Here is a 14,716-nt window from a genome sequence, read left to right as displayed (position 1 = left end):
ATGGCCCTGGCGCGCACGCTCAAGGCAAATGCCGACCTCGTCCTGGTCGGGGCTCTGGTGATAGCCGTGGCCGCCCTGTGCGTCTGGGTGCCGCTGTTCTGGCCGCTCGATCCCCTTCGCGGCGTCTTCACCGCGACGTTCAAGCCGCCGATGACCACCATCGGCACCGAGCTGCATCCGCTGGGAACCGACCAGCTCGGGCGGGACCTTCTCGCCCGGCTGGGTCAGGGGACCCTGATCTCGCTCAGCATCGTCGTCGTCGCCTCCGCCATTTCGGTGGTTCTCGGCACGGCGCTCGGCATGATCGCCGGCTATTTCGGCGGCTGGGTCGACGCGGTGATCATGCGCACCGTCGACATCCAGCTGGCGATCCCCTTCATCCTCCTGATCCTGTTGATCGTCGCCGTGGTCGGTCCCAATCTGGTCAATCTGATCGTCGTCCTCGGCGTCACCGGCTGGGCGATCTTCGCCCGCGTCGCGCGCGCCCGGACGCTCGAAGTGCGGGAGCTCGAATACATCGAGGCGGCGCGGGCGATCGGCCTGCCCAGGCGCTCGATCCTGTTCCGCCACGTGCTGCCCAACATCCTGGTGCCGCAGACCGTTCTCCTGACGCTCGATCTGCCGCGGCTGATCATCCTCGAAGCCTCGATCGGCTTTCTCGGCCTCGGTGTCCAGCCGCCGACGCCGACGCTTGGAAACCTGATCGGCGAGGGCCGCAGCTTCATCCTGAACGCCAACTGGCTGGTGCTCTATCCCGGCATCGTCATCGCCGCGCTCGTCGTCGCCTGCAATCTCCTCGGGGACTGGCTGGTGCGCAAGAACGACATCCGGGGCGTCTGAGCATGGCCGCCTACATCCTGAGCCGGGCGCTGCAGGGCATCCTGGTGATGTTCGGCGTGTCGGCCATCGTCTTCTTCTCGCTGTTCCTGACAGGCGATCCAGCGGCGTTGATGATGTCGCCGGACGCCTCGCGCGCCGAGATCGATGCCTTCCGCGTCGCCATGGGATTCAACGACCCGATCTGGGTGCAGTATCTGCGCTTTCTCGGTCAGGCCTTCTCCGGCGATTTTGGCCAGTCGCTGCGCTATCACCGCCCGGCGCTCGGCCTTCTCCTCGAGCGCATTCCGGCGACGGCACTGCTGGCCTTTGCCGCGCTGCTCTGGGGCTCGCTGTTCGGTTTCGGCCTCGGGGTCGTCGCCGCCTTGCGCAAAAACTCCGCCCTCGACTTCACCATTCGCGTTGTCTCTCTGCTCGGCCAGGCGATCCCGGTCTTCTGGCTGGCGCTGCTCCTGATCATCGTGTTCTCGCTGAACCTGCGCTGGTTGCCGACCGGCGGCATCGGCACCGTCCAGCAGCTGATCATGCCCTCGGTGGCGCTCGGCGCCTACTATATGAGCGCCATCACGAGGATCGTGCGCGCCAGCCTGATCGAGGCGCTCGGCCAGGATTATGTCCGGACCGCCAGGGCCAAGGGCCTGTCGGAATGGCGCATCACCGTCCGCCATGCGCTGCGCAATGCGCTGATCCCGGTCGTCACTGTCCAGGGCATGTATTTCGCCTCGCTCCTCGGCGGCGCCCTGATCACCGAGATCGTCTTTGCCTGGCCCGGCATCGGGCGGCTGGCGGTCGAGGCGATCCAGAACCGGGATTTTGCCGTGGTGCAGGCGACGGTGCTGTTTGCGGCAGCGGTCTTCGTCGTCGTCAACTTCCTGGTCGACATGGCCTATGCCTGGCTCAATCCGCGGATCCGGCTGTGACGCTCGATCACGACAGCCTGCGGGCCGAAGCCCTGGCTTTGACCGCCGCCTGGTGCCGGATACCCTCGGTGAGGGGCGACAGGCAGGCCCTCGCGGCGCAGGTCGAAGCGATCCGCAGCTGGCTGATCGGCCGGCTCGGTGCCGAGATCGTCGCGATCGCCTCTCCGACCGGAGGGGCGCCGGTCATCCACGCCCGGCTGGATGTCGGGGCGGCGCACACGGTCATCCTGTACAACATGTACGACGTCATGCCCGCCGATCCCCTCGGCTGGAGCGTGCCGCCCTTCACGGGCGGAGACGTGGTCCTCGACGGCGTCGGTCCGGCCTTCGTCGCGCGCGGCGCCGAGAACAACAAGGGACCGCTCGCCGGCATGCTGTGCGCGTTGGCCAGCCTGCGCGACGCCGGCCTGTTGCGGGTCAATGTCGAGATCCTGGTCGAGGGCGAGGAAGAGAGCGGCAGCGCCGGCCTGCGCGCCTATCTGGCCGATCCCGATTGCCGGGTGCGGCCGGCACGGTCGGCCTTGTTTCCGTCCTTCTGCGAATATGGCGGCGGGCCGGCGCGCATCTATCTCGGCTTTTCCGGCATCGCCAAGGGCGCGATCTCCGCGCGCGGCGGCGCCTGGGGCGGGCCGCAGCGCGCGATCCATTCCAGCAATGCGCCCTGGATCGCCAATCCGGCCAGCCGCCTCGTCGAGGCGCTCGGCCTCTTCGGCACCGCGCCGACCGGCGCCCTGGGCCATATCGCCCTCGACGCAGAGGCTGCGGCGATCGTCGATACCCTGGCCGAGACCTTCGATCCCGCCGCCGAACTGCGCTTTCGCCATACGCAGACCTTTTCGCTCGCCGGCACGCCGCGCGCGCTCCTGACGCATGTCCTGACGACGGCGAGCGGCAGTCTGTCGAGCCTGTCGACCGAGCCGTCCGATGCCGACGGTGTCATTCCCCAGGCCGCCCATGCCCGCTTCGAGCTGCGCGCGCCGCCCGGCCTCGATCCCGGCGCGCTTCTCGGCGCCTATCGAACCCGGCTGGACCGGGCCAGGCTCGACGGGATCGAGATCACGCTGGACGATTGCTATGCCGGCCACCGCTTCGGCGGAACGGCGGACGGCGTGGCAGCGCTGGCCGAAGCCTATCGTGACGCGCCCTTGCCGCCGCAGACCTGGCCCTGGGCCATCGGTGCGGCGCCGGCCTATGCCTTCGCTCCCCATGCCGACAGTTTTCTGCTCGCCGGACTGGGCCGCGGCGGCAATGCCCACGGCATCGACGAATTCCTCGCGCTCGACGGCTACGGGCGCTTTCTCCTCTCGCTGACGCGCTGGCTCGGCGCGATGGCCGACTGACCTTTCCTGAAACCGCTAGGACTTCCCATGCGCCTTGAAGACATTCCGCGTATCCCGCTGGGCTTCCTGCCCACCCCGATTGACGCCATGCCGCGGCTCAGCCGTGAGCTCGGCGTGACGCTCTCGGTCAAGCGCGACGACTTCACCGGCTTTGGCGGCGGCGGCAACAAGGTCCGCAAGCTCGAATTCCTGATGGCCGACGCGATCGCCAAGAACGTCAAGGTGCTGATCACCACCGGCGGCCACCAGTCGAACCACGCCCGCATGTGCGCCGCTGCCGCCCGCAAGTTCGGCATGCACCCGGTTCTGGTCCTGCGCGGCAACAGACCGAGCGAATTTCAGGGCAATCTCTTGCTCGACCGGCTGTTCGGCGCGGAACTCGAATTCCTCGATCCCGACGCCTACTTTACCGAGATCGCCCCGCGCATGCAGGCCCATGCCGATGCCGCCGAGGCCCGCGGCGAGGCCGCCTACATCATCCCGGTCGGCGGCGCGACGCCGCTGGGGTCCCTCGGCTATGTCCAGGCGGTCAAGGAGCTGTCGGAGCAATATGCCGAGACCGGCCGCAAGGCGCCGGACTTCATCGTCGCGCCCGTCGGCTCGGGCGGCACCATCGCCGGTCTCACCATCGGCGTCAGCCTGTTCTGGCCGGAGACGAAGGTCGTCGGAATTGCCGTGACCGGCAGCGCCGTGCCCTTCACCCAGCGCATCGCGGTCATGGCCAATGCCGGCGCGAAACTCATCGACGTCACGCGCGAATGGCAGTCGGACGACATCTGGATCGAGACCGATTTCGTCGGCCCCGCCTATGGCGTGCCGAGCGAGGCCGGCAATGCCGCCATCCATGCCGCCGCTGAAAAGGAAGGCTTGCTGCTCGACCCGGTCTATACCGGCAAGGCGGTCGGCGGCCTGATGAGCATCATCGCGTCCGGCAAGATCCCCGCCGGCTCCGACGTCCTCTTCGTCCACTGCGGCGGCTCGCCGGCGCTTTATCCCTTCACCCAGCAGCTCGTCGGGAACTGAACCATGGCGTTGCGCATCGGCTGCGACGTCGGCGGCACCTTCACCGACCTCTGCGTCGTCGACACCGGGACGGGCGTGTCGACCTTCGTCAAGATTCCGACGACCGTCGGGCACCAGGCAACCGCCGTGGTCGAGGCCGCGGCTCTCGCCCTTGCCCAGTGCGGGCACGGCAGTGGCGACATCGAAGGCTTTGCCCACGGCACGACGGTGGCGACCAATGCCATCCTCGAGCGTAAGGGCGCGAAGACGGCGCTTCTGGTGACCAAGGGATTTCGCGATCTGATGCTGATCGCCCGGCAGACCCGGCCGGATCTCTACGATGCGACGGTGCGGCGCGCGGCGCCCATCGTGCCGCGTGATCTCACCTTCGAGGTGCCCGAGCGGATCGCTGTCGACGGCTCGGTCAGCCGCCCTCTGGACGAGGCGGCGCTGGAGCCGATCGCCGCGGCGCTCCAGGCCGCAGGCGTCGAGTCGGTGGCGGTGGTGCTGCTGCACTCCTACGCCAATGACGCGCACGAACGGCGCGTCGGGGCGCTCCTGAAGGCGCTGTTGCCCGATGTCGACGTCTCGCTGTCGGTCAACGTCCTGCCGCAGCCGGGCGAGTTCGAGCGGGCCTCGACCACCGTCATCAACGCCTATGTCATGCCGCCGTTGCGCCGCTATCTGACGCTCCTGACGGAGGGGCTGGCGGGGCTCGGCTTCGCCCAGCCCCCGGTCATCATGCAATCCAATGGCGGGCTGATGAGCGCCGAGGCGGCCGGCGCCGCCAAGAGCGTCCAGACCTGCCTGTCCGGGCCGGCCGCCGGCCTGACCGGCGCGCGGGCTTTCGCCAGGGCGGCCGGCTTTGCCAACGTCGTCACCGTCGACATGGGCGGCACCAGCTTCGACATCGGCCTGATCCGCGACGGCGAAGTCGTCACCCGCTACGAGGGCGATCTCGAAGGCCTGCCGCTGCGCGTGCCGATGTTCGACATCGTGACGCTCGGCGCCGGCGGCGGCAGCATCGCCGCGGTCGACGCGGGCGGGCTGTTGCGGGTCGGGCCGGAAAGCGCCGGCGCCGTGCCGGGACCTGCCGCCTATGGCCGCGGCGGGACGCGGCCGACGGTCACCGACGCCAATGTCGTGCTCGGCCGGCTGCGGCCCGACCGGCCACTCGGCGGCGGGCTGCGCATCGACCGGACCGCCGCCGAAGCGGCGATCCGCCAGCATGTCGCCGATCCGCTCGGCCTGTCGGTCAGCGAGAGCGCCGCCGGGATCATCGCCGTCGTGACCGCCGCGATGGTTCGCGGCATCCGCCGCGTCACCGTCGAGCGCGGCTACGACCCGCGCGATTTTGCGCTTCTCGCCTTCGGCGGCGCCGGGCCGATGCATGCGATCGACCTGGCCGAGGCGCTGTCGATGCGCACCGTCATCATCCCGCCGTCGCCGGGCCTGCTCTGTGCCATCGGGCTCTTGCTGTCGCCCTGGCGGCACGACGAGACGCTGAGCCTCGGGATCACCGTCGCCGACCTTCCGACGGCCGACCTGTATCGGCTGGTCGCTCCCTTGATCGCCAATGTTCACGCCCAGGCCGACGCGGAAACGATCGACCCGGAGCAGGTTCAGGTCTCCCTCACGGCGGACCTTCGCTACCAGGGCCAGGGTCACGCCCTCTCGGTGGCCTTCGACGTCGAGGACGTCGCGGCCGCGGTCGAAGCCTTCCACCAAGTCCATGCCCGCAGCTATGGCTATGACCGGCGTGATCACGCGGTCGAGATCGTCAACCTGCGCATCATCGGCACCAGTCCGCCCCCGGCCGCGGCCCTGCCGCTGCCCAGGATCGTCAAGGGCGAGCCGCAGATCGGCACGACCCTCTCCGCGATCGACGGGACCGAGGTGGTGGTTCCCGTCATCGACCGGGCGCGGCTGGTGCCCGGCTCGTCGCTGGTCGGCCCGGCTCTCCTGGAGCAGCAGGACACCACCATGCTGCTGCGCCACCAGACGGCGCGCGTCGACGCCGTCGGCAATCTCATCATCGAGGTCCTTGCATGAGCGCCGATCCGATCCTTGCCGAAGTCATCCGCCACGGCCTGCAAGCCGTCGCCGAGGAAATGGGCGCGGCCCTCGTCAACACCGCGCACTCCGTCAACATTCGCGACCGCCGGGATTTCTCATGCGGCCTGTTTACCGCGGCGGGGGACCTCGCGGCCCAGGCCGAGCACATCCCCGTGCATCTCGGACTTCTGGCCGAAGTCGTGCAGCGGACCGAGGCCCGGCTCGGCCAGAAGATCCCGGTCGGCCAGATGCTGGTCACCAACGACCCCTGGATCACCGGTTCGCACCTGCCCGACGTGGTCGTCATCGCCCCCGTCGACCGCGACGGACGGCGCATCGGCTATGTCGCCAACATGGCCCATCAGGTCGACATCGGCGGCGTCGCACCGGGTTCGCTGTCGCTCGGCGTCTCCGAGATCTACGCGGAAGGCCTGCGGGTGTCGCCGCTCAGCCTGATGCGCGAGGGGAAGGTCGATCCGCAGATCGTCGAGCTCTTCCGCATCAACAGCCGCACCCCCGACATGGTGCTCGGCGATCTCCTGGCGCAGGTGGCGGCGAACACCACCGGCGCGGCGCGGCTGGCCGAACTCGTCGAGCGCACCGGCGAGGCCCGGTTCGATGACGCGGTGGATTTTCTGGCCACGGCGACGGCAAACCGCCTCGCGCACCGTCTCGCGCCGCTGGAAGGGCGCGTCGCCCGCTTCGAGGACAGCCTTGAATGGTACGAGGACGGCGCCGACGCCGATCTGGCGATCAAGGTCCGCCTCAGCGTCGCCGGCGGGCGTCTGACCGCCGACTTTACCGGAACCGCGCCGCAGGTGCGCGGGCCGATCAACGCGGCGCGGCCGCTCACCATGAGCTGCCTCCTCTATGTCGCCAAGGCGATGCTCGACCCGGGTCTGGCCTCCAATGCAGGCCTGTTTCGACAGGTCGAGATCGTCACCGAAGCCGGCACGCTGGTCGATGCGCGCCCGCCGGCGGCAGTAGCGCTCTGCACCTCGATCACGTCGATGCGCATCACCGATGCCCTGATGGGCGCCTTCAATCTGCTGATGCCGGAAGCCGCGATGGCGGCCTCGACCGGGTCGATGAATGCGCTGATCATCGGCGGCGAGGACAGCCGCACCGGCCGCGCCTATTCCTATGTCGAGACCTATGCCGGCGGGCAGGGTGCCCTTGCCGACCGCGACGGCGCCGACGCCGTGCACTGTCACATGACGAACACCGCCAATTCGCCGGTAGAGACGATGGAACGGGCCTACCCGATGACGGTCCTGCGCTATGCTATCCTGCCGGAAACCGGTGGCGCCGGGCGCCATCGCGGCGGACACGGCCTCACCCGCGAGATCCGCATGGAGCAGAAGGCCACGCTCACCGTGCATCTCGATCGCACCCGTCACCGGCCCTGGGCCGTGGACGGCGGCAGCGAGGGCTCCTTCGCCAGCGCGATGCTGCGCTCCGAGGGCGGCGAGACGACGCTCTCCGGCAAGTGCACCGTCGAGGTTCCCGCCGGCACCGTGGTGGTCATGCGGACCGCCGGCGGTGGCGGCGCGGGATCCTGGGAGCTGCGGCCGGAGGCGGCCCGCGCCGCTGATCGCCGGCAGGGGCTCGAGGCGAGAGGCGAGGCTTTGCCGTGAGGGGAGCGCAGCTTCGATATCTCGGCCGGCAGGATGTGCTTCGTGCCGGTGGCGGCGATTGGGAAAAGGCGCTGGCCGACATCCGGGCCGCCCTGCTGCTGCTGGGGGAGGGGCGCGCCCAGATGGTCGCCGAAAGCGTCATGCCGGTCGGCGCCGATCCGCGCGAGAAGGCCTACGGCCTGCCGGCGAGCCTCTCGGGGACCTACGATGCGGCCGGGCTGAAATGGACGGTCCACCGCGCCGCCGCGCTCGGCGACCAGCCGGGCAGCAGCAGCCTCACCATCGTCAATCGCCTGAGCGACGGCCGCCCCATCGGCATCGTCGAGAGCGGTCACCTGACCCGCATGCGCACCGCCGCCGTCTCCGCCCTCGCCATGCGCGGCCTGCTGGCGGCGGCACCGACCCGCGTCACCATCCTCGGCGCGGGCGATCAGGCGAAAGCCCATTTCGCCATGCTAAGCGCGCTGTTCCCCGATCTGGCGTCGGTCACCGTGTGGAACCGGACGGGCGAAGCGGCGCGGGCCATGGTTGCCGGCGCCGCCAAGGCCCGTGCCGTGGACGGCTTGGCCGACGCGCTCGACGATGCAGACGTCGTTCTCTGCTGCACCTCTTCGCCGACCCCGCTGCTCGGGCCGGAAGCCGTGCGGCCCGACCGGCTGATCATCCAGGCAGGGTTTCACGAGGTGGGCTTCGAGGCGATCGCGGCGAGCGACGTCGTCGCCGTCGATCTCTGGGGCGATTTCGCAGAGAAGAGCGCCAAGAGCCTGTTCCAGATGTACCGCGCCGGTCGCTTCGACCCGCGGGACGTCGCCGTCGATCTGGCCGGTCTTGCCGCCGGCGCGTTCGTCCCGAGGCCCGGCACGTCCAGCTATTTTTCCAGTTTCGGCCTCAACCTCTTCGACATCGCGCTCGCCGCCCGTGTGCTGCGCGACGCCGAGGTGGCCGGGATCGGCACCGTGCTGCCGCTCTGACACTCATCCCCCCTGAAGCGGAGGACAATGCCTTGACCCTTCTCCAGAATGCCGCCGAACTCGTCGCGCGGCCCGCCGAACCCGGCTGCGTCCTGATCGACACGCGGCCGCACGCCGACTATCTCGCCGGGACGATCCCGGGCGCGATCAGCCTCAATGTCTACGATTTCTTCATCGCGCAATCCGACGAGGCGGGCATTGCCGCCATGGCCACCGCCGTTGCCGCGGCCTGCGCGCAAGCGGGGATCGACCGCGCCTCGAAGGTGGTCTTTTTCGAGGAAGAGACCGGCATGCGATCGCCCCGCGGCCTGTGGATGCACGAACTTCTCGGCCATTCGACCGGCGCCATTCTCGACGGCGGCTTCATGGCCTGGAAGGCGCAGGGCGGCGCTGTGCAGCCAGGGGCATCACCGGAGATCGTCGTCGCGCCGGCCAGAGGCGGCCATCGCTCGGTCGCCTTCCGCCGCGATCTCGTCGCCAGCACCGAGGAGGTCCTCGGGCGCGATCCGGCGGCCTGCGATCTCCTCGACGTGCGGCGCCGCAGCGAATTCGACGGCAGTTTCGTCCACGACTGCTGCGCCCGGCCGGGCCGTATTCCCGATGCCAAATTCCTGTTCTACGAGGATTTCCTCATCGATGGGCACTACCGTGGGCCGGCCGATATCGCCGACCGCGCCGCCGCCGCCGGGCTTTCGCCCGAGCGGACGGTGATCACCTATTGCCACCGTGGCGCCCGGGCCGCGACGGCGCTCTATGGCCTGCGGCTCGCTGGTTTCTGCCGCCTCCAGATCTTCGTCGGATCCTGGCACGAATGGGCCGGTGACCCGCGGCTGCCGGTCGCCGCCGGCGTCTGACGATCCGGCCGCCTGCAATCGCGAACGGTCCGCTTAAAGCGGGTGCAGGCAGGCAACGCTGTGCGAGGGACCGAAAGCGATCGTCGGCGGCACGATGGCCGCGCATTCCGCGGTCGCGCGCGGACAGCGCGTGCGGAAGACGCAGCCGGACGGTGGATCGATGGGCGAGGGAATGTCGCCTTCCAGCATGATGCGCTGCCGGTCGGCATCGGGGTCGGGCCGGGGCACCGCCGACAGCAGCGCCCGCGTATAGGGATGGCGGGGATGGTGATAGACCTCCTCGACATTGCCCTCCTCCATCACCTTGCCGAGATAGAGGATGACGACCCGGTCGGCGACCTGCCGGACCAGCGCCAGGTCATGGGTGATGAAGACCATCGACAGCTGAAGCCTGCGGCGCAGTTCCTGCAGAAGGCTCGTCACCTGGGCCCGAACCGAGACGTCGAGGGCGGACACCGCCTCGTCGGCGACGATCAGGTCGGGCTCCAGCGCCAGCGCGCGGGCGATGGCGATGCGCTGGCGCTGGCCGCCGGAAAAGGCCGAAGGCCGGCGCTGGGCGGCTTCGGGCGGCAGGCCGACCTGGCCGAGGAGTTCGGTCACCCGGGCCGCGACCTGTGCCGACGGCACCAGCCGGTGCAGCTTCAGCGGCTCGGACAAGATGGCGCCGACCGTCATCTTGGGATTGAGGCTGGCGAAGGGGTCCTGGAAAACGATCTGCATGCGCCGCCGCATCGCCATCATCTCCCTGTCGCCGAGGCCGACCAGATCGACGCCGTCGAGGCTCACCTCGCCGGATGTCGGCTCGATCAGCCGAAGCAGGCAGCGGCCGAGGGTGGTCTTGCCCGATCCGCTCTCGCCGACCAGCGCCAGGACCTCGCCCTTGCCGACCGAGAAGCTGACGCCGTCCACCGCCCGCACCGTGCCGCCACCGCCAAAGCCGGAGCCGACGGAAAAGTGTTTCACGAGGTTCCTGACCTGCAGGAGGAGCGCCGGGGCCGCCCTGTCCTGGGCCGGCGGCAGAAGGACCGGCGACACGACTTCGCTCGAAAGATCGCGCCAGCGTGCGCAGCGCACGGCATGGCCCGCCGCCACCGGTTCCAGCACCGGGAGGGCCAGCCGGCAGACGTCTTCAGCATGCTCGCACCGGGGGGCAAAGCCGCAGCCCGCCGGCATGTCGCGCGGCGAGGGGACGGTTCCGGGGATGGCGTAGAGCTCGGCGACCCGGCCCTCCTCGTGCGGCAGCGCCCGAAGTAGACCCCGCGTGTAGGGCATTCGCGGCCGCTTCAGGACATCGCGAACTGATCCCGCCTCGACCACGCGGCCGCCATACATGACATAGACTCGGTCGGCGATGTCGGCGACGACGCCCAGGTCATGGGTGATGAACAGAACACCCATGCCCCGCTCGTCCCGCAGCTTGCGGATGAGGTCGAGCACCTGTGCCTGCACGGTGACGTCGAGCGCCGTCGTCGGCTCGTCGGCGATGAGGAGTTCCGGCTCGGCGGCGATCGCCGAGGCGATCATTACGCGCTGGCGCATGCCGCCGGACAGCTGGTGGATGTATTGCTGCGCCCGCCTTTCGGCATCGGCGATGCCGACATGTTCGAGCAGCGCCACGGCTTCCGCGCCCGCCTGCCGCCAATCGAGCCCGCGATGCCGGACGAGCGACTCGGCAATCTGCTCGGAGACGCGCAGCACCGGGTTGAGGCTGGTCATCGGCTCCTGGAAGATCATGCCGATGCGCTTGCCGCGCATGTTCTTGAAATCGTGCCGGATGCCATCGACCAGGCGTCGCTCGCCGAGATCGATCCGGCCGGACGGCGTCACCGCACTGTCGGGCAGAAGACCCGCGATCGACAGCGCCGTCAGCGACTTGCCCGACCCGCTCTCGCCGACGAGGCAGACGATTTCTCCCCGCCCGACGGTGAGATCGACATCGCGCAGAACCGGCACGAGATCGTCGCCGCTGCGGAAGGCGACGTTCAGCCCCTCAATGGTCAGCAAGGCCTGAGAGGTGCCGGCGGCGGGCGCGCGGCGGCGTTCTGCGGTCAAAGCCATTGCTGCAACTCCAGTTTCGGGTCCGCCGCGAACCGGTTGAGATCGAAGGCGGCAAGGTCGACCGTGGGCGTCGCCCCGGTCGCCAATTGTGCCAGCACGCGGCCGGCGCCCGGCCCGATGCCGAATCCATGGCCGGAAAAACCGGTGCCGACGAAGCAGCCGGGCAGGCTTGCCACTTCCGAGATCACCGGGATGGCGTCCGGCGTGCTGTCGATCATGCCGGCCCAGCTCTGGACCACGGGAACGCCGGCAAAAACCGGCAGCGCCTTCGCCAGGTCCTTCTGCACCTTCGTGAGCGTTGCGGCGTCCGGCCGGGGGCTAAGCCGGCGCACGGCTTCGTAGATGGAGGTCCGGTCGGCGACGCCCGGTCGCCAGTCCAGCGCCTCGGCGAGGAAGGCGCGGCCGAGGCGCAGTCTGATGTTCTGGCGCTCGGCAAGATAGGCTGGCAGGAAGGTCCGGAAAAACCGCAGCGAATCCGGCACGATCTGCGAGACGCTGACCGCCGAGGTGGCGACGGAATAGCCCCCGTCCAGCCGCCGGCGCAGGGCGAAGTCGGAAAAGCTCATGCAGGGCTCGATCCCGGCCTCCACGGGCGCGGTGCGTAGCACCGAGGACAGGAGTTTCAGCTGCGGCAGGGTGGCGCCGACTCCTTGAAGCAGGAGCCGCGACCAGGCGCCGCCGGCCACCACGACTGCGCCGCAGCGCACCAGGCCCCGCTCCGTCACGACGCCGCTCGTGCGGCCGGCGCTGACATCGATCGTGCGGACCGCGCAGTTGCCGAAGAGCCGGGCGCCGTGCGCGGCGGCGGCGCGGGCGATGGCGTGATTGGCCAGTTGCGGTTCGGCCCGGCCATCGGCTGCGGTGAAGAGACCACCAGCGACCTCGCGCGTCAGACCCGGCGCCATCGCCGCGATGGACGCCCCGTCGAGGACGGTGCTCTCGACCCCATAATCCGCCGCCGCCGTCGCCCAGCGGCGATACCGCTCCACCGCCGCGAGCGACCGGGCGGCATAGGCAATGCCGCTGCGGCGGTAGCCGGTCTCATGCCCCGTGGCGGCATTGAGGCCGTCCCAGATGTCGCCGCTGAGCTGCATCAGCGGCAGTTCGCGCAGGTCGCGCCCCGTGCGGCGGACCCAGCCCCAGTTGCGGCTCGATTGCTCGCCGGCCATCTCGCCCTTCTCGAACAGGGCGACCGAGACCCCCGCCCTCGCCAGCTCGCGTGCCGTGCTCAGCCCGATGATGCCGCCGCCGATGATCGCGATGTCGCACCGCTCTGGGACAGCATCGGAAGAGGGCAGTCTCGCCAGCGGCGGTCCGTCGGCGCTCTCGCCATAGGCGCGCATCAAAAACTGTCCTCGACCGTCCAGTTGATCGGGATTTCGGCGATGCTGGCCGTGGCCGGGAGTTCCAGCACCATCCGCACGATGCGGGCGACGTCCTCCGGTCGTGTCAGCACGTCCAGGTCCACACCGTCGACGGCCGCCGCCATGTCGGTGGCGACGAAGCCCGGGCAGATGGCGGTGGAGCGCACGCCGTCTTCCTTGCCGCAGTGGCGCAGGCCATGGGCGAGCGCCAGAACGGCAAACTTCGACATGGCATAGAGGCTCGAACGCGGGGCCTTGACGCGCTTGGCCGAGAGCGACGCCAAGATGACGATCCGGCCCTGCGAGGCGACGAGGTGCGGCCAGGCGAGACGCGTCAGGCGGAGCGGCGACTTCACGTTGACGCCGAAGAGCTGGTCGAAATCCGCGTCGTCTGCTTCCAGCACGGATTTCGACGACATGATGCCGGCATTGTGGACGAGCCCGTCAATCCGACCGAAATGGCGGACGGTCGCCGCCACCCAGGCGCGCTCGCTCTCCGGGTCGAGCGCGTCAAAGCGGCAGACGAGATCCCCCGCTGCGGCGTCGAGGGCACCGGGATTCCGGACGCCGAGACTGAGCCGCCATCCGCCCTCACGCAGCGCCGCCGCGATGGCGGCGCCGATGCCGCGCGAAGCGCCGCTGATCATGGCGACGGGGGGCGGAGTGGTCATCGCGGAAGTCCATTGTCGGAGGGCAGGTCGAACGGGCTGAGCTGCGCTTCGATCGAGGAGGCCTCGGCGCGCAACAGGGCTTCGAAGGAGGGCAAGCGGGCGGCGTTGGCCGGGGTCGCCAGGAAAGTCAGGCCGAGCGAGGCCACCGGCGAGCCCGCAGGCGAGCGGACGGGAATCGCCATGCCGCCGACGCCGTCGATCAGTTCGCCCATGTCCAGCGCAAACCCCTGGCGCTGGGTCTCGTTGACGAGGTTGAGGACCTTGGCGGGAGAGAGACGCTCGAACTCGGCATAACGCGCGGCGTTGGCCTGGATCAGGGTCGCCACCTCCTCGGCCGGCAGGAAGGCGAGCATGGCGAGACTCCCGGGACCCACGCCCAGAGGGACGGCGCCGCCGATCGATCCCGTCAGGGTGCGAAAGGCGATGTCGCCCTCCCGTCGGTCGACGCAGACCGACATTCCGGCATTGCGCAGCATCAGGACGGCGGTTTCACCGCTGTGTTGGCGCAACCGGTCAAGCGTCGGCGCGCACAGGCCCCGAAGTCCCGGACCATTGGACGCCCGGGCCCCGAGGACCATCAGCTTGTTGCCGAGGACATAGCGGCGCGCCGCGTCGCGGGACAAAAGGCCATGGCTGACGAGGCTGGTCAGAACGCGGTGGCACGTCGCCGTGTTGAGCCCGCTCTCCAGCGCGATGTCCTTGAGCTGTGCCCCGGACGCTCCTGAAGCGGCCACAACGTCCATGACGGCGACCGCTCGGTCGATCAGCTGAGTTCCGGACGTCACGTATTTTCACATTATGAGATAATCAGATAACTTTCACATAATGGCTCCTGGGTGTCAATTCCGTCTTGGGATCGCGCGGACATAGGCCAATGCGAAAGCGAACGGCCAAGCCGCCAAGGCTCCGCCTCTTCGACACGGCCTGTGCTGAAGGTGCTTCAGGGACGAGCCGGTCTCGATTATGTGCGAAGAATTTCCATCAAGCCCGCTCAGGACGCGCCGCCG

Annotated in this window: 12 protein-coding genes; 8 read left to right on the top strand and 4 right to left on the bottom strand. The window is 69.3% G+C overall.

Annotated features, from left to right (window positions below):
* From IEX88_RS12910 to IEX88_RS12875, 8 genes are read left to right on the top strand one after another with little or no spacing between them, the layout of a single operon-like run.
* Nucleotides 1–840, top strand: a complete 840-nt coding sequence (locus tag IEX88_RS12910) for an ABC transporter permease (protein WP_188851197.1) — start codon at nucleotides 1–3, stop codon at nucleotides 838–840.
* Between the two features lie 2 nt (nucleotides 841–842).
* Nucleotides 843–1,757, top strand: a complete 915-nt coding sequence (locus tag IEX88_RS12905; protein ID WP_188851195.1) for an ABC transporter permease — start codon at nucleotides 843–845, stop codon at nucleotides 1,755–1,757.
* Nucleotides 1,754–3,097 (top strand): M20 family metallopeptidase, encoded by a 1,344-nt coding sequence (locus tag IEX88_RS12900; protein WP_188851193.1) that lies wholly within the window; start codon nucleotides 1,754–1,756, stop codon nucleotides 3,095–3,097. The genes IEX88_RS12905 and IEX88_RS12900 overlap by 4 nt, the downstream gene beginning before the upstream one ends.
* Nucleotides 3,098–3,124: 27 nt before the next feature.
* The gene (locus IEX88_RS12895) at nucleotides 3,125–4,120 is read left to right on the top strand and encodes a 1-aminocyclopropane-1-carboxylate deaminase/D-cysteine desulfhydrase (RefSeq protein ID WP_188851191.1); all 996 of its coding nucleotides are present in this window, start codon (nucleotides 3,125–3,127) and stop codon (nucleotides 4,118–4,120) included.
* 3 nt (nucleotides 4,121–4,123) lie between these two features.
* Entirely contained in the window at nucleotides 4,124–6,151 is a 2,028-nt protein-coding gene (locus IEX88_RS12890; RefSeq protein ID WP_188851189.1) for a hydantoinase/oxoprolinase family protein, read from the top strand.
* A complete protein-coding gene (locus IEX88_RS12885; protein WP_188851187.1) occupies nucleotides 6,148–7,791 on the top strand; it encodes a hydantoinase B/oxoprolinase family protein in 1,644 nt (547 codons plus the stop codon). Before IEX88_RS12890 ends, IEX88_RS12885 begins: the two co-directional genes overlap by 4 nt.
* Nucleotides 7,788–8,762, top strand: a complete 975-nt coding sequence (locus tag IEX88_RS12880; RefSeq protein ID WP_188851184.1) for an ornithine cyclodeaminase family protein — start codon at nucleotides 7,788–7,790, stop codon at nucleotides 8,760–8,762. The genes IEX88_RS12885 and IEX88_RS12880 overlap by 4 nt, the downstream gene beginning before the upstream one ends.
* A gap of 32 nt (nucleotides 8,763–8,794) precedes the next feature.
* On the top strand, nucleotides 8,795–9,616 hold the full coding sequence (locus IEX88_RS12875) for a sulfurtransferase (protein WP_188851182.1): 822 nt from the start codon (nucleotides 8,795–8,797) through the stop codon (nucleotides 9,614–9,616).
* A 33-nt stretch (nucleotides 9,617–9,649) separates the two neighbouring features.
* Here the strand turns inward: IEX88_RS12875 and IEX88_RS12870 are convergent, their stop codons facing one another.
* From IEX88_RS12870 to IEX88_RS12855, 4 genes are read right to left on the bottom strand one after another with little or no spacing between them, the layout of a single operon-like run.
* Nucleotides 9,650–11,674 carry a dipeptide ABC transporter ATP-binding protein gene (locus IEX88_RS12870; protein WP_188851180.1) on the bottom strand — a complete coding sequence of 675 codons (2,025 nt, stop codon included), beginning with the start codon at nucleotides 11,672–11,674 and terminating at the stop codon, nucleotides 9,650–9,652.
* A complete protein-coding gene (locus IEX88_RS12865) occupies nucleotides 11,665–13,017 on the bottom strand; it encodes an NAD(P)/FAD-dependent oxidoreductase (RefSeq protein ID WP_188851178.1) in 1,353 nt (450 codons plus the stop codon). The genes IEX88_RS12870 and IEX88_RS12865 overlap by 10 nt, the downstream gene beginning before the upstream one ends.
* The gene (locus IEX88_RS12860; protein ID WP_188851176.1) at nucleotides 13,017–13,709 is read right to left on the bottom strand and encodes an SDR family NAD(P)-dependent oxidoreductase; all 693 of its coding nucleotides are present in this window, start codon (nucleotides 13,707–13,709) and stop codon (nucleotides 13,017–13,019) included. Before IEX88_RS12860 ends, IEX88_RS12865 begins: the two co-directional genes overlap by 1 nt.
* Nucleotides 13,706–14,494 carry an IclR family transcriptional regulator gene (locus IEX88_RS12855; protein ID WP_210319272.1) on the bottom strand — a complete coding sequence of 263 codons (789 nt, stop codon included), beginning with the start codon at nucleotides 14,492–14,494 and terminating at the stop codon, nucleotides 13,706–13,708. Before IEX88_RS12855 ends, IEX88_RS12860 begins: the two co-directional genes overlap by 4 nt.
* Nucleotides 14,495–14,716: the final 222 nt, after the last annotated feature.

This window comes from Aureimonas glaciei (genome assembly GCF_014643375.1).
In the GTDB taxonomy this organism is placed as follows: Bacteria; Pseudomonadota; Alphaproteobacteria; order Rhizobiales; family Rhizobiaceae; genus Plantimonas; species Plantimonas glaciei.
Note: the sequence above shows the minus strand (reverse complement) of the source record. Positions and strands in the feature narration are given on the sequence as shown.

What these genes read in the sequence shown, in the direction of transcription:
- IEX88_RS12910 (WP_188851197.1), top strand. Translation starts at nt 1, where the DNA reads ATGGCCCTGGCGCGCACGCTCAAGGCAAATGCCGACCTCGTCCTGGTC.
- IEX88_RS12905 (WP_188851195.1), top strand. Translation starts at nt 843, where the DNA reads ATGGCCGCCTACATCCTGAGCCGGGCGCTGCAGGGCATCCTGGTGATG.
- IEX88_RS12895 (WP_188851191.1), top strand. Translation starts at nt 3,125, where the DNA reads ATGCGCCTTGAAGACATTCCGCGTATCCCGCTGGGCTTCCTGCCCACC.
- IEX88_RS12890 (WP_188851189.1), top strand. Translation starts at nt 4,124, where the DNA reads ATGGCGTTGCGCATCGGCTGCGACGTCGGCGGCACCTTCACCGACCTC.
- IEX88_RS12885 (WP_188851187.1), top strand. Translation starts at nt 6,148, where the DNA reads ATGAGCGCCGATCCGATCCTTGCCGAAGTCATCCGCCACGGCCTGCAA.
- IEX88_RS12870 (WP_188851180.1), bottom strand. Translation starts at nt 11,674, where the DNA reads ATGGCTTTGACCGCAGAACGCCGCCGCGCGCCCGCCGCCGGCACCTCT.
- IEX88_RS12865 (WP_188851178.1), bottom strand. Translation starts at nt 13,017, where the DNA reads ATGCGCGCCTATGGCGAGAGCGCCGACGGACCGCCGCTGGCGAGACTG.
- IEX88_RS12860 (WP_188851176.1), bottom strand. Translation starts at nt 13,709, where the DNA reads ATGACCACTCCGCCCCCCGTCGCCATGATCAGCGGCGCTTCGCGCGGC.